Genomic DNA, 19,588 nt, shown 5'->3' on the forward strand with positions numbered 1-19,588 from the left:
CGGTCGACGCCGTCCGAGGCGCCCTGATCACACCGTGAAGCGGCTCAGCAGCCTCTTCGCATCGGCGAAATCGGCGACCACGTCGGCGGCCGTCCGTTGCTGCCGCACCATCCCTACGGCCTGGCCGGTATAGATGCAGGCGGTGTCGAAATCGCCCTCGCGGCGGGCGGCGTCGAGCATGGCGTACGCATCGTCATCCGACGCCAGCTCCTCCTCCCGGCCCACCCACCGGTCGAAGAACGTGTTGCGCAGAGCGCGTCCGCCGTACTCCGGCGGCCAGGCAAGCCGCTGGGCGACGTCGAAAACCCGCCCATAGGACGTGTCGGTCTCCCCCGCCGCCAGAAGACGCCGCCTGGCCTCCGAGGAGATCGTCGTCTCGACGCAGCCCATGAAGGCCGTACCGACCCAGGCGCCGGCCGCCCCTGCGGCGAGTACGGCGGCCAGCCCGCGAGCGGTCGCGATGCCCCCCGCTGCGAGCACCGGGATCTGCACCGCCTCCAGAACGCTCTGCAGAAGAGGCAGCGTCGCCACATCGTTGCGCCCGTGGCCGCCGGCTTCGGAGCCACGCGCCACCACGACGTCCACCCCGGCCTGCTCGGCGGCGCGCGCCTCGTCCGTCGTGCCCACCTGGGTGACCACGGTGCTGCCCGCCTGCCGCAGAGACTCGACGTATCCCGCGTAGGGCCCATAACTCACCGACACCAGATCGGGCCGGGCGGCCAGGGCCGCCTCGAACTGGGCGGCATTGTCGCGCAGTGCCCAGGCCATGAGCCCGATCCCGTACGGCCGGCCGGCCGCCCCCGCGACCACCGCCTGTTCCGTGACCCACTGGGCCGACGCCGCAGCGGGAACGCCGACCATGCCGAGTCCTCCCGCCCGCGAAACAGCCGCAGCCAGGTGACCTGCGCCCACCCCCGCCATCGGTGCGCCCACCACGGGCACGTCAAGGCCGAACCGGTCAGTAAGCCAGGTGCGCATCGTCGCCTCTTTCTCCGTCAACCACGCGTCCGCGTCTTTCACGGTGCCGAGCGTGCCTGCCGGCCTGGTGGTCACTCGCACTCCATATTGCCGGTTTGCCGGGCGCCGGCCGCAGGTGGCCGCCGACCTGCGGACCGGCGGCCACCTGCTGGTATCCGGCGGGTCACCGGGCCTTTCGGACCTCGACTCTTTCCTTCCGGTAGTTGCCGCCGTTGCCGTCCGGCCGGTAGTTCCTCTCCACGTTGCCCGCGATGTCGACCGCGAACCAGTGCACCTCGGTGGTCCTGTCCAGCGTGATCTGCTGTGTCCCCTCCCGCATTCCCGACGAGGTGAGCTTCGCCGAGCTCAACGTCGGGCGGCTGCCGTCCAGCGTGTAGTAGACGTTCGCCGGCTCGTCGATCGCGAAGGTGAACGTGGTCGAACCCTCGGCTCTACCGGTCACCTTCAGCTTCGAGTCGGGGTCCTTCTTGTCCCCGGCGAAGGCCCGCGCCGTTTCGAGGATGCCGATCTGACCGGCGGCGAACTCCATCGCCTCCTCGTGCCCTTCGGCGAACGGCGGCTGGAAGCCGACGGGCTGGAACTGCTTGGTCGCCGGGTCGTAGAGGTCCGCGCCGACCTCGAAGTCCCAGCCCATGATGCCGCGGTTGTACCAGTGCTCGTCGGCGCTGTTTCCGGCCGCTGAGTACAGCACGTCCGGAACCGGCCCGGTGCGTCCCGGCCAGATCGCCGTACCGCGCCACGACTGCACCGCGGAGAGGATGTGACCGGAGGCGTCCCAGAAGAAGTTCTCCGTACCGAAGTCGACCCGCGGCAGCAGCTCGCGTCCGGCGGCCTTGTACGCGCCCGGGGGCCACATGAAGTAGCCGCCGTAGGAGTGCGTGTTCATCGCGAACCTGATGTTCGGGTACTTCTCGGTGAGCCAGACCTCGTTGCGCGCCTCCGGTTCGGACAGCTCGGCCGGGCCGGAGAACGTGCCGCTGGTGCAGCTCGCCGAGGCGCCGTCGTATCCGTCGAGGCGGGAGCCCACGGAGAAGTTGCGGTTCAGGTCCACGCCCCAGGAGTTGCGTGATCCCGGGTCCGCCGCGGTAGCCGCGCAGTGGTTGGTCATGTTCTTGCGCTGCATGTTGTAGTCGTACATGCTGTAGTGCCCGCCGTCGGGGTTGACCGTCGGCATGATGAAGATGTCGAGGTCGTCGACCAGCTTCCTGGTCTGCCCGTCATGGGCGTAGTTGCGCAGCAGCCGCTCGGCGGTCTCCACGCAGACCAGCGGGGTGACCCACTCGCGGGCGTGCTCCTGGCAGTAGAGGAACACACCGGTCTTGGAGCCGTCGCGCTTCTTGCCGATGCGCAGCACTTTCATCTGGAACGGGGCGCGTGAGACGGTCGCCGGCGCCTTGAGGCCGTCGGTCAGTCTGGTCGCCGGGGCCGCGGCGACCAGGCCGGTACCGGCGTCGCCGCGGTAGGTGGCGGCGGTCAGCAGCGCGGACGCCGCGGCGTCGGCGCCGAGCGCGTCCACCACCTCGCGGGCGGTGCTGCTGATCGCGGCGGACCCGTCCGTGGCCAGGCCGACCACGACGTCGGAGCCGGTGACCTGCACGGTGAGCGGGCTGGCGGCGGCGTCCGGTTTCACCAGCGCCACGCTGACGTCGTTGCCGCCCTGCGAGCCGTACTCCTTGGAGGTCACGTACAGCGTGCTCGCCGCAGCGGTGCCGAACTGCGCCTGCGCCGCTCGGCGGTAACCGTTCGTCTTGTACGGCAGGTCGACGACCTGCGCGATCTTCGGGAACTCCGCGGCCAGGGCGGTGATCCGGTCGGTGACCTCGGTCGGGTCCATGTAGTGGTCGACGAAGTCGGCGACGTAGTGTCTGCCCGGGTCTTTCCGCCTGTCACCCAGCCACTTGGTCACCGGGACCGTGACCGAGCCGCCGCGGCTGCTCGTGACCGTGACCTTGGCGGGGGTCGCCGCGACGGACAGCGGCGAGTTGAACCGGTGGTACATGTACTGGCCGGCGTCGGTGAACCGCGACATCGTCGCCGTGCCCCCGGAGCCCGGGGCGGTCCCGGGGCCGCTGTCCCAGGTGGCGGTGAGCACGGTCTGCGCGTCCGTCGCGCTCGACTTCACCTCCACCGACAGGAAGCGCCGGCCGCCGGAGCCGTCGAACCATTCGGCGCGCAGCGGAGTCAGCGTGTCGACCTCGTCGGCCGCCTCCGCCTCCGCGGACAGCGCGGCCTGCCGGTCGGCCTTGTTCTCGGCAAGATCGGCCTGGTCGGAGATGGCGCCGCGCACGTCGAACCCCTGGTCGCGCAGCTCCTGGGCCTCCCGGGGGCTGAGTACGGCGTGCAGCTCGATGCCGTCGGCGACGGGCTTCCGGTACTCCGCGAGGTCGACGCCCAGGGAGTTGAGGCGGTCCATACCGGCCTGGTCGGGGACGACGACGCGCAGCAGGGCGACGCCGTCCTGCGTGCTGCCGGACGGCCGGTCGGGTGCGACCTCGCTCGGCGTGGGAGTCGGCTCGGCGAGAACGGGGAGTGCGCTGAGTGCGAGAACAATGGGAAGAACGAGTACAGCCGCGACCCGGCCGGCTCTTCTACCGCTGTGAGAACCCCTCAAGAGATCCCTCCAGTTGGCGTGCCTGACCGGAGCGGGGGGCATTCCGGTCGAAAGCACACAAGTGACCAGAAGTCTTGATCAAGGTCGAATACCCGTCAAGGCCTAAAGCCTCGCACGCAGACAGCCGAATCGGGTGGAGCACACGGCCGAGGACGGGATGGCGGGTCGCGTCACCACAGCGTTGATCGGTCTCACCTCCTCCGGTCGTACTACTGCACGGCGCCGCCGGAGATACCACAGACCTCGCTGAGCAAACGTTGCCTGACACGGCACTAACGCTTGTGGACGATCACCCGCTCGCTTGCACCGGGGAACACCATGACCAAAATGTGCTGCGGCAGGTCCTGCGCCCAGACGGGCTCACGGTAATGCACTCGAACCCGGTAACGCCCCTTACCGAGGAAAGCGAGATTGGATACCGGTCCCGACCCTGACAATGGGTCCACAATCACGAAGTTTCCCGTGGGGCTCTCATAGCCGATCTCGACCACTTTGTTCCACTTTTTGACCTCAATGGGCGGCCGGCTCCGGTAAGTCTCCGCGGTCAGGCAGATCTGGGACTCGGAGCTGGAGCCGATCGCCAGGTGCCCCGGCGTGCTGCCCACCAGATCGTGATGCAGGGTGGGAGGCTCATCCGAAGTGAGCTCATGATCCTCGAACGCCGTCAGACCGATCTCGGACCACAGGAGATCGCGGACCACACCGACTGGTGTGATCAGCGGCCGATGTCTGAACCGGTCGCAGGCGGCCTGGTTCGCCGCGTTCGACCGCTCGATCTCGGCCTCCTCGGCAGCGATTTCCCTGTCCCACTGGCGCGCGGCCGCCGGGCAGATGGGCACGATCAACGAGACGTCCACACGGATGTTCGGATACGCCTCACATTGCTTACGCCCGTAGGCGAGCAGATGGTGGTCGGGCATAGTGGGAAAGGAGCGGCGCGCGTTGCAGAGGAAAGGCAGCTCGCCCCTGAGCGACAGGGGCTCCTTGGACCCGCACGCGTCGAGGCCGGTGACCGGCCCGGACCCGAGGTCGGCGATGGGCAGGAAGCACAGCAGACCACTCATTGTCGCGCCCGCCGCCGCGCGCTGGAACCGACGGCTCCGGGCAAGCCTGCGCAGCCGGTGCCGGGGCACCCGTACCGCTGCCAGCGCGCAGAGCGCAGCCAGCACGAGCGCAACATCGGCGATGAGGAAAGCCAGTACACCACGCAGGAGGCCTGACTCGTCCAGGGTCGTCCAGCAATATCGGTCGGCGCCCAACTCCAACGCCATGATCAGGGCACCCGAACCATGAGCCAGCAAGACAGCCGCCACCGGCACCCGCGCGATCGTCTGCCCGACCGGCTCCCGTCCTCGCCTGACGCTCACCCAGTGCGTCCCAAAGGCCACGAGCAGCCCGCAAACGGCCGCATACCGCAGCGGCGTCCGCCACCGGAGCGTCACCCACACGCCGGAATCGATCTCGACACCCGAACAGAACCCCACCTGTCCGAGGAGTACGAGGTTCCCTCCTGTCCGAGTGATGACGCCCAGCATCCCGGCGGCGGCCAGGATCACAGCAGCGGCCCACCATAAACGCGATCTTGCAGACATGGACCGCCAACCTACCGCGCCTCATCGGACTGACAGAAAGAGCTTTTCCAACCTGGAAATGCTGGGTGGCGTGGACGGAGAAGGCCGAGTTGAGATGCGACGAGGTCGCCGGTAGGACAGCAGCCGTCCAAGATCTGATGTCCCGACCAGGAGCCCCGTTGCTGCCTTTACCCCGCCGCGATTCCGCCGTCTGATCGTATCCTCGTCCGCCTGTCCGACCTGATCCACATCTACCGCTTTTTGCGATGAGGCCCGCCGATCCTTTATAGGCTGCCGACTCTCCCCGTCCATTTCGATACTGACCGGAGGGACCCAGTAACCGATCAACGAACTTCGTCCACCACTGCGATGGCCCGCACGAACCTCTTTTTCGAGGAGAGCAGATGGCGGAGCGAAGCTGCAGTATCGCGCGTTACGAACCCGTACACTTTCCCATCGGTCGATGCGCGTCGAAGATCTTCGGCATGCAGACCGATCTTGGCGAGATCGTCAAAATCCTCTGCCGAGAGCCCTGCCACCCATGCTCTGAACTGCTCTAACAGGGGCCGCCGCACCCCTCCTGCGCAAATGTCGAACCCTCGCTCTACACATAACAGAGTGTGATCCCAGGAAAGGGGCTTCTTCCCTGCGACACTGGGAGACAGGAGCACTGTGTCCACCCACCCGTTCCACGTTTCCCGAACCTGCTCCTCGGCCATTGGCTTCTTAAGATAAACAACCGCGATATATGCCTTGTCAGACGGCAACGACGCCAGCCGCAACGTCATGGCATGGGGTACATCCGACGCCCCGATCGAACGCAGCGCAGCGGTCAGTCGCCAGTCCGCTAACCCCATCGACAGTAGGTCGTCCGTTGAACGTCGGTAATCGACCCACTTCGACCACGGCGAGGAGTTGTTGAGTTCCCCACCCCGAATGCCGACCTCCAGCATCGCTCCGTCCGCATCAACTGCGCAATCATCACCTGGCCAGGGAAATTTGACACGATAATCGGGGTTTGCGACTGCCAAACCGTTCAGCAGCACCCGGCGGAATCTGTCACATCCGATGCCTTGGCTCTGGGTTTCCGATGGCCGCTCGGAAGGTCCAGTGAAAGACGGCAAGAGGATCAGGGACCCGAAAACCATGGCGACGGCAGCAACAACGAGACCGGCTTTCCGCGCATTCATGTTTTTCATGGCTGAGAAAATATTCATGATCACCTGCGTGTGTTCGAGGTCATGACAGTGGAAACGTACGACAAGGCGGCGACCCGGGCCTCCAGATCGCCGCGCCCGCCCCGCCAGATCCCCACCGGCCCAAGCACTCGGAACTCCATGCCGCTTCCTCCAAACCCTGACCCTGGTTACGGACACGGCGACCACTGCGCATGTCGATCCGGCATACGCGCGTGTGGCTGCATCGCCGTCGAGACCAGTTTCAAAAATTGAACCGTCGATATCCGATCAAACAATACAAGATCGGGAAATTTCACTCGAAGGGACCACCGGTAAGCGCATTTGGCACCTGATGCCGCAGGTCACAGGCTGACCGTGGATCGCCTGACGTAATTCCGCACAGAAAAACTCCTGGGAGTAAGGCGGCGATTACAGTTCATAACGGAGGCAGGTACGGCTGTCCTAGAAAGCCGTCGCCTCCGCCCAGATCGAGCTCCGCACGCCCGACGGCCGGACGGATGTGAAGGTGAAGGCCAACGGATTCCGAGGAGACCATGGCTACCTGTCCTGCACCGGCCGACTCATCGTGGCGCCCTTCACCCCTCCAGCCAGAGAAGCTGGGCAAAAAATCTCACGTGACCGAAGATCTCAATAACTCACTCTGCAAGTTTTCATTTGGCTCTTCGGTATGACAAATCGGGCATTGCGCGATCAGGACACCTGAGCATCCGTTCCGGGTGTAGAAAGTGCTTCACAGCGAGAAGACGCCCATCGCCATCGTGATCGGCAGCTGTGGCCAGATCGTAGAAGCCTGTAAAAAACGTGACCCGAAACCCGGTCACCTGCACAAACGAAGACGGCCCTGAGCCGGTGCTCCAACACCGACCCAAGGCCTTGATCACTCACCCTGCTAGACCAGGAGAAGGATCCATGCCCGACTGTATCGGCGCGCCCACGCCCGCTTCAAACACCCCTTCCGGCCAGGCGATCGGCACGCGCCGTCGATCCGTTCCCCCGACTCCGGAGAGCGGACGGCATATCCGACGTGCGACACCTCCCATCAGCCGGTTCACCCGGATCTCCAACCAGTGGCTTCGCGACGAGCAGCTGTCCTGGAAGGCACGCGGTCTCCTCGGCTGGCTGTCCTCCCACGCGGCCGGTTTCCGGGTGTCGGAGAAGAGCATCATCTGCGCCGCCCCCGACGGCCGCGACGCGACCCGCGCCGCCATCAGGGAGCTGGAGACCTGCGGCTACCTCGTGCGCGAGCGCGACCGTGGCCGCGATGGCAGGCTCGGCGGCGTCGACTACATCCTCTGCGACCCCTGGGCACCCCAGCCCCACCCCGAGGGGACCGCCCCCACCGAAGACACCGCCCCGGCCCCGGCACCACACCCGACTACAACCCCGATCCCAGCACCAGCACCAGTCTCAGCTCCGGTCCCGAGGACCGTCCCGCCCTCACCTGCGACGGGAAACCCGCCGTTGGCCGCGACCAGCACGAACACGGTGAACCCGCAGGTCACCACCTACGACGGGAAAACCAACGTTGGAAAACCCACCCCCATAAGAAGAACAGACAAGCAAGAAGACCAGCACCCCGAGAAGACCAGAAAAGCCCTTCCTCTTCTCGCCGCAGGCGAGCGCGCGGACCGTAACGCGCGAGACGCCGCCACGACGCCTGCGGCGAAGCCCGAAGAACGCACCCGGATCGCCGCCACCGTCCTCGGCCTGCTGCCCGGCCACTACCGCCACACCCCGGCCTGGCTCCGCTCCCGCCTGCTGAAAAAGATCACCGAAGCCCTGGCCCACCACGCCCCGGCGGCCATCGCCGACTACTGCGCCAAGTTCGCCGCCGACCCGGCGTTCGGGCCCTACGAGCACCTGCGCCGCTTCGACGACACCCTCCGGAAACTGGCCGCCGACATCGCCGACGGCACCGCCTGCCCCGGCTGCGGACGCGACCCCCGCCACCCCTTCTGCGACGCCGCCATCGAAGGATCGGGCAACGCGACGGCATCGGCCGTGAGGAGCCGACCACCCGCCGGGCCGGCCGTGGATGTCCGGGGCGGTGGTGGGGACGCCCACGAAGCTGTCGGGTACGGCGAGGGCGGACAACAGGTGGTCCCCCTTGATGACCACCAGAGTGTCGGTCTCCAGGTGGTTGCCCACGATGACCCCCGGACTGTCGGTCTCCAAGTGGTCGCCCGCGATCGCGTCCACCGCGAGGACGAGTGCCTCCGCGATGGCGATCTACAGGTCGGCGATGCCGTCGGAAGGCAGCCGTGCGGCCTCGGGGCGGATGCACCAGGGATGCAGGAACGGCTGCTCCGAGGTAGTCACGGCCTGCAGCGCCTCGACGATCGGGATCCCGTAGTGCCGCACCGGTGGGCGGCCGACCTCGCTCTTGTCCCTGCCGGACGCTCCGCAGATGAGCAGGGCTTTCCGGAAGTGCGGACCGCTCACACGGGTCTGTCGTCCGCCGTCACTGCCGAAGCCGTGGGGCCCATGTTTACTCCCCTCTGCTGAGGACACTAAGTATCACTGCACGAGGAGAACTTCGCGCAAGGGGAGGAAACACCATGGGTGCCGACGACAAGGCCAAGAACAAGGCTGAAGAGCTCAAGGGCAAGGTCAAGGAAGCAGCGGGCCGCGCCACCGGTAACGAGAGTCTGGAGGCCGAAGGCAAGGCCGACCAGGCCGACAGCCGCCTCAGGCAGGCCGGGGAGAAGGCGAAGGACAGCGCCAAGGATGTCAAGGACGCCTTCAAGGGCTGACCGGCATCCGGACCGGCCGGAGAACGCGAAGGGGACCCCGATTTTCGGGGTCCCCTTCGCGTTGTGCCATCCACCTGTTGTGCCATCCACCTCTGGCACCGGTACCGTGGCCTACTCCGTGGCGCCCATCTCGTGTGCACCCATCGTGGAGCACCTGTCTCCTGGGCGCCCTCTGGCGCTCGTCTCGTAGACGCTGATCAGATCACGACCGCACTGTGTCACCACTGCGTCTCGCGGTCGGGTGCTCAGGACGCCGGTCCCACCTCAGGCTTGGGGCCGCCCTCGGCGGAACTCCTACTTTCACCGTTCTCGCCGCCTCCGGCGGAACTCTCACCCTCACCGCTCTCGCCGTTCTCGGTGGAACTCTCACCCTCATTGGCCGGATCGCGGGCGTCCGCGAGACGGTCCATGTCCTCGGAATCCGCGAGACGGCCCGCGTCCTCGGGGTCTGCGAGAAGAGGGCGTTCGGGAAAGGAGGTGTCGGCTCCCGACCGCTCCGCCACGACCCGGCTCTCACCGTCGACACCCCGCGGTGCCGGGGGTGCCTCCGCATCCTCATCCGCCGGAGCCGCAGACCCTTCCTCGCCGACGTCCGCCGGAGTCGCAGCCTCCTCACCACCGACAGCCACCGGGGCCGCAGACCCCTCCTGGCCGCCATCCGCCGGAGCCGCAGGTCCCTCCTCGCCGCCATCCGCCGAAGCCGCGGCCCCCTCACCACCGGCAGCCACCGGGGCCGCAGACCCCCTCTCCTCGGCACCCGTCTGATCCTCGGGCTCCGGATGCTCCTGCGCCCCCGGCGCGGAGGTCTCTCGGGAGAGATCGTGTTCGTCTGTCTTCTCACTTACCGCGCTGTCCTCGACCATGCCAGCCCCTCTCCCCGGCAAAGGACTAAATATGTCGCCGACCAGGCATGGAGTCCGGCAGCCGGGTACGGGATCTCCTGGAGGAAGGAGAACGGCCATGACGGTGACACGATTTCAGGACCTCCCCCTCGCCGACCGGGACCGGCAGTGGGACGGAGACGCGGCGGAGAAACGGGTCCGTACGTGGGCGGGAGCCGAGAAGGAGCCGGACGCGAAGTACCGCGACGCCCACGTCTGGTACGACGGCGACGCGCCGGACAACTTCGAGAGCTACAAACTGCTGATCGCCGATGTGATCGACGGCAGGCTGACGGCGGTGCCGCATGCCGTCATGGCGGCCGGAGCGGTCATGCAGGGCGCGCGGGGCGGGGTCGACGTGCCGGAGGAAGACGTCGACCGGATCAAGTCCCACTTGGCCAAGTACTACGCCAAGATGGGCGACACCGCCCCCTGGGAGCGCTGACCGGTGCCGCGCTTCGACTTCGCGGTCGAGCCGTCCTGGGGGCTCGCCCTCCGCCCGTTCGGCGTGGTTCCGGGGCGGGCCTTCGCCCTCGTCGAGAACGACACGTTCACGGTCCGCTTCGGCCACTGGCTGCTGTGCACGCCGCTGACCAACGTCGCCGGCACCACCCTGACCGGACCCTACGCGGCGTGGCGGGTCCTCGGACCGCGCCTGTCGCTGGCCGACCGGGGGGTGACCTTCGGGACCAACCCCCGGCGCGGCGTCTGTGTCCGTTTCCACACCCCGGTGCCCGCGCTCCTGCCCGTCGCACTGCTGGGCCACCCGGATGCAACCCTCACCGTCGCCGATCCCGAAGGACTGGCGAGGGCACTCGAACAGCCGTCGAACACATGACGGAAGGACCCTTGGGTATGGGGGCTGCTGCGTTACAGAAGGAGGAGAGATGAATCCCGAAGGACAGCCGGAGGAGAGGACCGAAAAAGGCAAGCCGATGGTCCGGGCGACGCCTCGTGACGTCGTGCACATCCGCCTGGCCTCATTCGGTCTCATACCGGTGGTCATCCTCGGCGTGTTCGGTTTCGTGACCGGCCTCACCTGGTTGATCGTCGGCATGGCGGTGCTCGCGGTGATCTTGATTGCGTTCATCGCCCTCGCGGTCCGCCGCGAGTCGCACAACCCTGACACGACCACGGAGGAGGCGGGTTGAGCCGCCCGTGCCCCGGCGACTCCGGGAGGCGCGGAGGCGTTCCCGGAGCCGTCGGCACGCCCTGCCGCCCGGCTGCGGCCTGACCACCACGCTACGGGCCGCACCCGCCGTCCTACGGTGGCCGTTCACCGGGCCCGTCACGGAAGCCCGTCACGGAAGGGCGTCGACGGCCTCGGGCGACAGGATGTGGTCGAGGACCATGTGGGCGCAGCCGACGATGCCCGCGCCGGGGCCCAGGCGGCTGCGTTCGATCCGCAGGTTGCGGGTGGACAGGGCGGTCGAACGGCGGTGGACGACCTCGCGCACCCCGGACACCATGGGCTGGAAGGTCTCGGCCACGTCTCCGCCCAGGACGACCACGGCGGGGTTGAGCAGGTTGACGGCGCTGGCGACGACCTCTCCGAGCATCCGGGCGGCGTCGCGGACCACGGACATGGTCTGGGCGTCACCCGCCCGGACCAGGCTCACCACGTCGTCCAGCGTCTTCACGTCGCGCCCCCGGGCGCGCAGGTCACGCAGGATCGCGGTGCCGCTGGCCACCGAGTCGACGCAGTCGATGTTGCCGCATCGGCACAGCACTCCCCCGCCGTCGCGGACCGGGATGTGCCCGATCTCCCCGGCCGCGCCGAGCGCGCCGCGCAGGATCTCGCCGCCTGCGATGACGCCGGAGCCGATCCGGGTGGAGACCTTGATGAACAGCAGGTCGTCGGCCTCGCCCGCGTAGACGGCGCGGTGCTCGCCGATCGCGATGACGTTCACGTCGTTGTCGAGGAAGACGGGGCCGGGGAAGCGCTCGGCGATGATCGGCGGGATCGCGACGCCGGTCCAGCTCGCCATGATGCGGGCGCTCTCGGTGCGGCCGGCCGCGAACTCGACCGTGGCGGGGACGCCCAGGCCGACGCCGCGCAGCTGGGAGAGCGGCCGGTCCCCGAGCAGCTCGCTCCAGGTGTCCATGACCAGGGGGAGGACGACGTCCGGGCCCTCCTCCACGTCGACGCCCAGGCTCGTCCGGGCCAATGCGTGGCCCGCGAGGTCGCAGACGGCGATCTGCGCGCGGCTCGCGCCCAGCGAGGCGACCAGCACGACGCCGCCGGAGGAGTTGAAGACCAGTCGGGTGGGTGGCCGCCCTCCGGTGGAGGGCCCCTCGCTGTCTTCCACGATGAGGCTCCGGTCCAGCAGCTCGGAGACACGCAGCGAGACGGCGGGCCGGGACAGGCCGGTGACACGCCCTATATCCGCGCGTGTGGCAGCCTCACCTGTGCGGATGAGGCGGAGCACCTCACCGCTGGTGGCCAGCGCGGCAGCGGGACGTCGAGGCATCGGCCCAGTGAACCACACCTACTTATGAAATGAAAGCTGCGCGCTTTCTCATCTCAGATTACAAAACTCCGCTTGTGTAGAGCGCAAGATATGGCTAGTGTCCGATCCATCCCCAAATTCGGTAGATCACCACGGAGCACTCCCCATGTCCGAGACCCCGCAATCCGCCGACCTGATCGTCTTCGGCGGTACAGGTGACCTCTCCATGCGGAAGCTTCTTCCCGCGCTCTATCACTGCGACCGTGACGGCCGCCTCTCCCCCGAGACGCGGATCATCGCGATGTCCCGGGGCGGGCTCGACGACGCCGACTTCCGCGGCAAGGTGGACGCCGAGGTACGGGCCGCCGTACCGGTGGACGACACCGACACCTGGCAGCGCTTCCTCGGCCGCCTGCACCACGTCTCGATCGACATCGGCGGCGAGGACACCACCGGCTGGGCGAAGATCACCGGCCTGCTCGCCGGGCACGAGCAGCGGGATCGGGTCTTCTACCTGGCGAGCCCGCCCATGACGTTCGGGCCGTTCTGCCGGGAACTGCAGCAGGCCGGCCTGGTGACCCCCGCCTCGCGGGTGGTGCTGGAGAAGCCCCTCGGCCGCGACCTGGCCAGCGCGCAGCGCATCAACGACGAGGTAGGCGCCATCTTCGACGAGCGGCAGATCTACCGCATCGATCACTACCTCGGCAAGGAGACGGTCCAGAACCTGCTCGTCCTGCGGTTCGCCAACGCGTTCCTGGAGCCGATCTGGAACTCCCTGTGGATCGACCACGTCCAGATCACCGCCTCCGAGACCGTGGGCACCCCGGGCCGGCGCGGCTACTACGACCACGCGGGCGCGCTGCGCGACATGGTGCAGAACCACCTGCTCCAGCTGCTCTGCCTGGTCGCCATGGAGCCGCCGGCGCGCAACGACCGCGAGTCCATCCGCGACGAGAAGGTCAAGGTCCTGGAGTCGCTGCGGCCGATCACCGGCGGCGAGGTGGAGCGTTTCACCGTCCGCGGCCAGTACACCGCGGGTGAGTCCGGCGGCGTGCCGGTCCCCGGCTACCTCGACGAACCCGACAACACCGCCCCCACCGAGGCCTCACGTCAGGTGGAGACCTTCGCCGCAATCCGCGCCGAGGTGAAGAACTGGCGTTGGGCGGGCGTCCCGTTCTACCTGCGCACCGGCAAGCGTATGCCGTACCGGTGCTCGGAGATCATGGTGCAGTTCAAGGAGGTGCCCCACTCGATCTTCCCGGGTAGCGCGCCCAACCGGCTGGTCCTGCGCCTGCAGCCCAGCGAGGGCATCCAGCTGAACATCATGGCCAAGGAGCCGGGCGCGGGCGAGGTGGCGCTCAAGCCGGTCCCGCTCAGCCTGAGCTTCGCCGAGACCTTCACCACCCGGGTGCCCGAGGCCTACGAGCGGCTGCTCATGGACGTCCTCACCGGCAACCCGACCTTGTTCATGCGGCGCGACGAGGTCGAGGCCGCCTGGCGGTTCATCGACCCGATCCTGCGCGAGTGGGAGTCGTGGGGCACGCCGCCCGAGCCGTACCCGGCGGGTTCCCCGGGACCGGCCGGAGCCCACGAGCTCGTGCTGCGCAGCGGCCGTTTCTGGCACGAGGACGGCTCGGATGAGTGACCACCCGCACCATACGGAAGCGGACCGACCCGACGACGTTGTAAGAGGCCTGTTGACTTCCTCCCCGGAGCTGAAGCCCGGGGTCTCCACGCTCAAGGAGATTCGATGAATCCCGTGATCCAGGAGATCACCGACCGCCTGATCGAGCGCAGCCGCGCCAGCCGCACCGCCTACCTGGCACGGCTCGACGCCGAAGCCGAGGCGGCCCGCCGGCGTGGACCGGCGCGGGCCAGCCTGGGCTGCGCCAACCTCGCCCACGGCTTCGCGGCCTCCGGCGAGGCCGACAAGCTGGACCTGCGGGCCAACGTCAAACCAGGCGTGGCGATCGTGACGAGCTACAACGACATGCTGTCGGCGCACCAGCCGTACGAGACCTACCCGCCGATCCTCAAGGACGCGGTCCGCAGGGCGGGCGGGGTGGCGCAGGTCGCCGGCGGTGTGCCCGCGATGTGCGACGGCATCACGCAGGGCCGCGCGGGGATGGAGCTGTCGCTCTACAGCCGCGAGGTCATCGCGATGGCCACCGCGATCGCCCTGTCCCACGACATGTTCGACACCTCGCTCATGCTCGGTGTCTGCGACAAGATCGTTCCGGGGCTGCTGATCGGCGCCCTGCACTTCGGCCACCTGCCGGCGGTGTTCGTGCCGGCCGGGCCGATGTCCTCCGGCCTGCCCAACAAGGTCAAGGCCCGCACGCGGCAGCTGTTCGCCGAGGGCAAGGTCGGCAAGGGAGAGCTGCTCGACGCCGAGTCGAAGTCCTACCACTCCGCCGGCACCTGCACCTTCTACGGCACCGCCAACTCCAACCAGGTCATGATCGAAGTCATGGGCCTGCACCTGCCGGGTTCGACCTTCATCAACCCGCGCACCGAGCTGCGTGAGGCCCTGACCCGGGCCGCGGGCAGGCGGGCGGTCGAGCTGACCGCGCACGGCGAGGAGTACACCCCGGTGGGCCGGGTCGTCGACGAGAAGGCGATCGTCAACGCCTGCGTGGCGCTGCTGGCCACCGGCGGCTCGACCAACCACACCATGCACATCGTCGCCATCGCCGCGGCGGCCGGCATCGACCTGCTCTGGGACGACCTGGCGGCGCTGTCGAAGGCGGTGCCGCTGCTCACCCGCATGTACCCCAACGGGCAGGCGGACGTGAACCACTTCCAGGCCGCGGGCGGCATGCAGGTGCTCATCGGCGACCTGCTGGACTCGGGGCTGCTCCACCGTGACGTGCTGACGATCGCCGGGCGCGGGCTGGACCACTACCGTTCGTCCGTCGAGCTCAAGGACGGCGATCTGGTCTGGCAGGAGCGCACCGGCGGCAGCACCGACCTCGACGTGCTCCGGCCGGTGAGCGAGGCGTTCTCCCCCGACGGCGGCATCCACATGCTCGACGGCAACCTGGGCCGCGCGGTCAGCAAGGTCTCCGCCGTCAAGGACGAGCACCTGGTCGTCGAGGCCCCCGCGAAGGTCTTCGACGACCAGCTGGAGCTGCTGCGCGCCTTCGAGGCGGGCGAGCTGGACGGGCAGGACTTCGTGGCGGTCATCCGCTACCAGGGGCCGAGCGCGAACGGCATGCCCGAGCTGCACAAGCTCACCCCGCCGCTGTCGGTGCTGCTGGACCGGGGGCAGCGGGTGGCGATCGTCACCGACGGCCGCATGTCCGGCGCGTCGGGCAAGGTCCCGGCCGCCATCCACCTGTCGCCCGAGGCCGCCCACGGCGGCCCGATCGCCCTGGTCTGCGACGGCGACCCGATCCGCCTCGACTCCACCGCGGGCACCCTGGAACTGCTGGTCCCGGCGGAGGAACTGGCCGCGCGCACGCCGCAGGGCGCGCCGCTCACCGACGCCCAGTGGGTGGGCACCGGCCGTGAGCTGTTCGCCGCCTTCCGTCGTTCGGCGGGCCCCGCCGAACGCGGTGCCGGAATCTTCGCCCTGAACGGCCACGCCGAGAGCATCGCCGCGGACGCCGTGAAGGGAGCCGGACTGTGACCGGGACTGCCGTCTCATCCACCTGTCCCCGCCGGGGCTCGGGCATGACCGGGTGGTCCGCGTCCTTTTGGAACCCGGCGAAGGAGGCGAGGTGAGCCTTCCCTGGCTGGTCGCCGACATCGGCGGCACCAACGCCCGGTTCGGGCTCGTCACGGAGCCGGGCGGGCAGCCGGAGGCGGTGGCCGTACTGGCCGGAGCGGACCACGACGGGCTTCCCGAAGCCGTAGCCGCCTATCTCGCAGATCATGCGGGCGGAGTTCAGCCGGGAGCGGCCTGCGTCGCGATCGCGGGACCGGTCGAGGGCGACCGCTACCGGCTCACCAACGCCGGGTGGTCGGGCTCGGTGCACGACCTGGGTATCCCCAACGCCGAACTGCTCAACGATTTCGAGGCCTTGGCGGCGTCCCTGCCGCACCTGGGCGAGGACGACCTGGTCTCGCTCGGCGGCCCCGAACCCTCGCGCGGCGTCAAGGCCGTGCTGGGGCCGGGCACCGGGCTCGGCGTGGCCGGCCTGGTGCCCTCGGGCCGGGGCTGGGTGCCGATCCCCGGTGAGGGCGGGCACGTCACCATGCCGGTCCTGGACGAGCGGGACCACGCGGTCGTCCAGGCGTTGCGCGCGGACGGCCTGGACCACGTGGTGGCCGAGCACCTGCTGTCGGGCCCGGGGCTGACCCGGCTGCACCGGGGGCTGGCGCTGGTGCACGGGGTGGACGCGCCGCGGCTGTCGGCCTCCGACATCGTGGCCCGGATGGACGACTCGCTGTGCGCGGAGACCGTCGAGGTCTTCTGCGGCATGCTCGGCACCTTCGCGGGAAACGTCGCGCTGACCCTGGGCGCCCGGGGTGGGGTCTATCTGGGCGGCGGCGTGTTACCCCGTATCGTGAACCGGGTCGCCGACAGCGACTTCCGCCGTCGGTTCGAGGCCACCCCCGCGCTGAACGGTTACCTGTCCGCCATCGCCACGACGCTGATCGTGGCCTCCCAGCCCGCGCTGATCGGCGCGGCGGCCTGGCTGAACCAGCGCCTGTCGAACATGGAGTATGTATGAGTCTGCTGGACATCGCCCCGGTCGTACCGGTCGTCGTGATCGACGACCTGGAGACCGCGGTACCCCTGGCGCGCGCCCTGGTGGCGGGTGGTCTGCCGGTCATCGAGGTGACCCTCCGTACGGCCGACGCCCTGCAGGCCATCGAGCGGATCGCCGCCGAGGTGCCCGACGCGGTGATCGGCGCCGGGACGATCCGCACTCCGGCCGACGTGGCGGCCTCCGTGGCGGCTGGGGCCCGCTTCCTGGTCAGTCCGGGCAGCACCCCGAAGCTGGTGGACGCCATGGAGGCGAGCGGCGTGCCGTTCCTGCCCGGTGTGGCGACCGCGTCGGAGGTCATGGCTTTGGCCGAACGCGGGCTGACGGAGATGAAGTTCTTCCCGGCCGAGGCCGCCGGGGGCCTGCCGTACCTGAAGTCGCTCGGCGGCCCGCTGCCCGATGTCCGGTTCTGCCCGACGGGCGGGATCAGGCTCGCGACGGCTCCCGACTATCTCGCGCTGCCGAACGTCGGCTGCGTGGGCGGGACCTGGCTCACTCCGGCCGACGCACTGGCCGGCGGCGACTACGCGCGGATCGAGAAGCTGGCCGCCGAGGCCGCCGCCCTTCGCTGACCGGACGGTCCTGCTCGGACCGTCCCGCTCGGGCCGTCCCAAGCGGGTGATCGGGTAGGTGACCCGCCCGATCACCCGGCTCCGGGCTCCGGGCTCCGGGCTCCGGGCTCCGGGCTCCGGGCTCCGGGCTCCGGGGACACACGACCACGCCTGATCAGGCCTGACCACACCCGACGACGCCCGGACACCGGGAACACCCGGCCGCTCCCGGCACCGGGACGGTGCGCTCAGATGCGGACCGCCCGGCAGGCGAGTTGCAGGGCCAGGCGCTGCTGGGGATCGCCGAGGTCGGTGTGGAGAAGGCCCTCGATGCGCCGGATGCGCTGGCTCACGGCATTGCGGTGCAGGTGGAGCTCCTCGGCGACCCGGGCAGGCGAGCCCTGGTGGTCGAGATAGGACTGCAGGGTCCGCACCAGCGGCTCGGCCCGCTTGGAGCCGAGGGCCAGCAGCGGCGCCAGGAGCTCCTGCACAGCCTGGCGGGCGGCGTCGGAGGAGTACCACTCCACCAGCATGCGGTCGAGCCCGGCCACATCGTGCGCGGTGACCGGCGAGGCGGCGGCCGGGTTGCGGAGCAGGGCCGTACGGGCCTCCAGGGCCGAGGCACGCAGGCCGAGCGGTCCGCGGTGCGCGGAGCTGACCCCGCAGCGCAGTCCCGCGTCGGGGAAGCGTTCGCGTAGATGGGCCAGGAGCCGTCCGGCGTCGGCGACGGCGGCCCGCAGACCGTCCCCGCCCGGGTCGAGCTGCTGGGTGCGGACGATGATCAGTGCGTCGTCGGCGCGGGTCAGCTGCCAGTCGGGGCCGCCCGCCGACCGCAGCAGACGTCCCGCCACGGATCCCGTGTCGTCCAGTACGGCGTAGCGGTCCGAACCGGTCAGTGCGGTGGGCTCCACGCGGAGCGCGATGTGCCAGGCGTCGATGGCGAGCCCGAGGGCACGGGCGCGGGTGGCCAGCCGGAACGCCTGGTCCTCGGGGGCGATCAGCAGCTCGGTGAGGAGCTGAGCACGCGAACGCACCGGGTGGTCGTCGGAATGGCCACTGGAAGCGGCTAAAGCGGCGACGCCGAGGACCAGCCGGACTGCACGGGCGAGATGCCCTCCCGGCGGCACGGAGCCGGCCTCCGACGTGCCCGGTCCACCGGAGGAGTCCTCCGTCGGACCAGGACGGCCGCGAGGATTCTCCGGCGTTCCGGACCCGCTGTGGAAGACATCCGGCGTACCGGGCCGGCCGTGGAAGACAGCCGGCGAGTCGGACCCGCTCTGGAAGACATCCGGCGAGTCGGACCCGCTGCGGAGGATATCCGGCGCCTCGGACCCGTCCCAGGTGTCGTCTGCCGTTCCGGCGGAGAAGACCGCGCCGTCGGTGCGGACGGGGACGCCCAGCGAGCGGGACGCGGCGGCGGCGATCAGGTCGGGGTCGCCGCCCGCGCGCAGGATGGACGAGGTCGCCTCCTCGGCCCGGACCAGCGCGTCCGCCGCCGGACCGGACAGGGCCCGTTCGGCCGCCACCGCCAGTCCTGCCAGGTCTCCGGTGTAGGTGAGCAGGGCGAGCGCGCCACGCTCGGCCAGGGCCGTCGCCGTGACGGGGAGCGGGCCGTCGAAGGAGGTGAGCACCAGAGCCGCGGCCGAGGCGGCGGCGGCGTCACGGATGGCGACGTCCAGACGGTACCCCGCGGCCTGCCGGGTGGCGGCGGCGGTCAGTACGATCATGGACCCGGACGGCTGGCGGGCCAGGTCGCGCAGGCTCTCCGCCAGCCGGACGCAGACGACCCGCCGGGCCTCCAGCGGGCCCGCCAGGTGCCGGAGTCCGTCGAGGCCGGGCGCGCCGAGCAGACGGTTCAGCATTCTTCCAGTGTGCCAAG

General features: G+C 69.2%; 16 protein-coding genes. 9 read left to right on the forward strand and 7 right to left on the reverse strand.

Annotated features, from left to right (window positions below):
- Positions 1–27 precede the first annotated feature (27 nt).
- The 4 genes from OHA77_RS03980 to OHA77_RS03995 form a co-directional block, all read right to left on the reverse strand.
- A complete protein-coding gene (locus tag OHA77_RS03980) occupies positions 28–1,053 on the reverse strand; it encodes an NAD(P)H-dependent flavin oxidoreductase (protein WP_406316189.1) in 1,026 nt (341 codons plus the stop codon).
- Between the two features lie 88 nt (positions 1,054–1,141).
- Positions 1,142–3,589 carry a M14 family metallopeptidase gene (locus OHA77_RS03985; protein ID WP_406316191.1) on the reverse strand — a complete coding sequence of 816 codons (2,448 nt, stop codon included), beginning with the start codon at positions 3,587–3,589 and terminating at the stop codon, positions 1,142–1,144.
- Between the two features lie 272 nt (positions 3,590–3,861).
- A complete protein-coding gene (locus tag OHA77_RS03990; RefSeq protein ID WP_406316192.1) occupies positions 3,862–5,145 on the reverse strand; it encodes a hypothetical protein in 1,284 nt (427 codons plus the stop codon).
- A 359-nt stretch (positions 5,146–5,504) separates the two neighbouring features.
- Positions 5,505–6,359 (reverse strand): hypothetical protein, encoded by an 855-nt coding sequence (locus tag OHA77_RS03995; RefSeq protein WP_406316194.1) that lies wholly within the window; start codon positions 6,357–6,359, stop codon positions 5,505–5,507.
- A gap of 909 nt (positions 6,360–7,268) precedes the next feature.
- Here OHA77_RS03995 and OHA77_RS04000 point away from each other — a divergent pair.
- Positions 7,269–8,864 carry a hypothetical protein gene (locus OHA77_RS04000; RefSeq protein WP_406316196.1) on the forward strand — a complete coding sequence of 532 codons (1,596 nt, stop codon included), beginning with the start codon at positions 7,269–7,271 and terminating at the stop codon, positions 8,862–8,864.
- Between the two features lie 53 nt (positions 8,865–8,917).
- Positions 8,918–9,112 carry a CsbD family protein gene (locus OHA77_RS04005; protein ID WP_326822001.1) on the forward strand — a complete coding sequence of 65 codons (195 nt, stop codon included), beginning with the start codon at positions 8,918–8,920 and terminating at the stop codon, positions 9,110–9,112.
- Between the two features lie 245 nt (positions 9,113–9,357).
- Here OHA77_RS04005 and OHA77_RS04010 read toward each other — a convergent pair whose 3' ends face one another.
- Positions 9,358–9,975: a hypothetical protein gene (locus tag OHA77_RS04010; protein ID WP_406316197.1), complete on the reverse strand. Its 618-nt coding sequence runs from the start codon at positions 9,973–9,975 to the stop codon at positions 9,358–9,360.
- A 97-nt stretch (positions 9,976–10,072) separates the two neighbouring features.
- On the opposite strand from OHA77_RS04010, the gene OHA77_RS04015 reads away from it, so the two are divergent.
- The 3 genes from OHA77_RS04015 to OHA77_RS04025 are packed head-to-tail and all read left to right on the forward strand — an operon-like array spanning position 10,073 to position 11,144.
- On the forward strand, positions 10,073–10,438 hold the full coding sequence (locus tag OHA77_RS04015; protein ID WP_406316198.1) for a hypothetical protein: 366 nt from the start codon (positions 10,073–10,075) through the stop codon (positions 10,436–10,438).
- A 3-nt stretch (positions 10,439–10,441) separates the two neighbouring features.
- Positions 10,442–10,831 (forward strand): hypothetical protein, encoded by a 390-nt coding sequence (locus tag OHA77_RS04020; RefSeq protein ID WP_406316200.1) that lies wholly within the window; start codon positions 10,442–10,444, stop codon positions 10,829–10,831.
- A gap of 49 nt (positions 10,832–10,880) precedes the next feature.
- On the forward strand, positions 10,881–11,144 hold the full coding sequence (locus tag OHA77_RS04025) for a hypothetical protein (protein WP_406316201.1): 264 nt from the start codon (positions 10,881–10,883) through the stop codon (positions 11,142–11,144).
- 150 nt (positions 11,145–11,294) lie between these two features.
- On the opposite strand, the gene OHA77_RS04030 is transcribed toward OHA77_RS04025, so the two are convergent.
- A complete protein-coding gene (locus tag OHA77_RS04030) occupies positions 11,295–12,464 on the reverse strand; it encodes an ROK family protein (protein WP_406316202.1) in 1,170 nt (389 codons plus the stop codon).
- A gap of 145 nt (positions 12,465–12,609) precedes the next feature.
- Between OHA77_RS04030 and zwf the strand changes: the two genes are divergently transcribed.
- The 4 genes from zwf (at position 12,610) to eda (ending at position 17,730) form a co-directional block, all read left to right on the forward strand.
- On the forward strand, positions 12,610–14,088 hold the full coding sequence (gene zwf / locus OHA77_RS04035) for a glucose-6-phosphate dehydrogenase (protein ID WP_406316204.1): 1,479 nt from the start codon (positions 12,610–12,612) through the stop codon (positions 14,086–14,088).
- Positions 14,089–14,193: 105 nt separating this feature from the next.
- Positions 14,194–16,074 (forward strand): phosphogluconate dehydratase, encoded by a 1,881-nt coding sequence (gene edd, locus OHA77_RS04040; RefSeq protein WP_406316206.1) that lies wholly within the window; start codon positions 14,194–14,196, stop codon positions 16,072–16,074.
- A gap of 91 nt (positions 16,075–16,165) precedes the next feature.
- Positions 16,166–17,122, forward strand: a complete 957-nt coding sequence (gene glk / locus OHA77_RS04045; protein ID WP_406316208.1) for a glucokinase — start codon at positions 16,166–16,168, stop codon at positions 17,120–17,122.
- Entirely contained in the window at positions 17,119–17,730 is a 612-nt protein-coding gene (gene eda, locus OHA77_RS04050; RefSeq protein ID WP_326821992.1) for a bifunctional 4-hydroxy-2-oxoglutarate aldolase/2-dehydro-3-deoxy-phosphogluconate aldolase, read from the forward strand. The genes glk and eda overlap by 4 nt, the downstream gene beginning before the upstream one ends.
- Before the next feature lie 227 nt (positions 17,731–17,957).
- Here eda and OHA77_RS04055 read toward each other — a convergent pair whose 3' ends face one another.
- The gene (locus OHA77_RS04055; protein WP_406316210.1) at positions 17,958–19,571 is read right to left on the reverse strand and encodes a PucR family transcriptional regulator; all 1,614 of its coding nucleotides are present in this window, start codon (positions 19,569–19,571) and stop codon (positions 17,958–17,960) included.
- Positions 19,572–19,588 lie beyond the last annotated feature (17 nt).

Origin of the sequence: Streptosporangium sp. NBC_01639, from assembly GCF_045209755.1 — a bacterium.
Taxonomy (GTDB): domain Bacteria; phylum Actinomycetota; class Actinomycetes; order Streptosporangiales; family Streptosporangiaceae; genus Streptosporangium.

What these genes read in the sequence shown, in the direction of transcription:
- OHA77_RS04010 (WP_406316197.1), bottom strand. Translation starts at nt 9,975, where the DNA reads ATGGTCGAGGACAGCGCGGTAAGTGAGAAGACAGACGAACACGATCTC.
- OHA77_RS04005 (WP_326822001.1), top strand. Translation starts at nt 8,918, where the DNA reads ATGGGTGCCGACGACAAGGCCAAGAACAAGGCTGAAGAGCTCAAGGGC.
- OHA77_RS04055 (WP_406316210.1), bottom strand. Translation starts at nt 19,571, where the DNA reads ATGCTGAACCGTCTGCTCGGCGCGCCCGGCCTCGACGGACTCCGGCAC.
- OHA77_RS04000 (WP_406316196.1), top strand. Translation starts at nt 7,269, where the DNA reads ATGCCCGACTGTATCGGCGCGCCCACGCCCGCTTCAAACACCCCTTCC.
- OHA77_RS04025 (WP_406316201.1), top strand. Translation starts at nt 10,881, where the DNA reads ATGAATCCCGAAGGACAGCCGGAGGAGAGGACCGAAAAAGGCAAGCCG.
- OHA77_RS04030 (WP_406316202.1), bottom strand. Translation starts at nt 12,464, where the DNA reads ATGCCTCGACGTCCCGCTGCCGCGCTGGCCACCAGCGGTGAGGTGCTC.
- OHA77_RS04015 (WP_406316198.1), top strand. Translation starts at nt 10,073, where the DNA reads ATGACGGTGACACGATTTCAGGACCTCCCCCTCGCCGACCGGGACCGG.
- edd (WP_406316206.1), top strand. Translation starts at nt 14,194, where the DNA reads ATGAATCCCGTGATCCAGGAGATCACCGACCGCCTGATCGAGCGCAGC.
- OHA77_RS03995 (WP_406316194.1), bottom strand. Translation starts at nt 6,359, where the DNA reads ATGAAAAACATGAATGCGCGGAAAGCCGGTCTCGTTGTTGCTGCCGTC.
- eda (WP_326821992.1), top strand. Translation starts at nt 17,119, where the DNA reads ATGAGTCTGCTGGACATCGCCCCGGTCGTACCGGTCGTCGTGATCGAC.
- zwf (WP_406316204.1), top strand. Translation starts at nt 12,610, where the DNA reads ATGTCCGAGACCCCGCAATCCGCCGACCTGATCGTCTTCGGCGGTACA.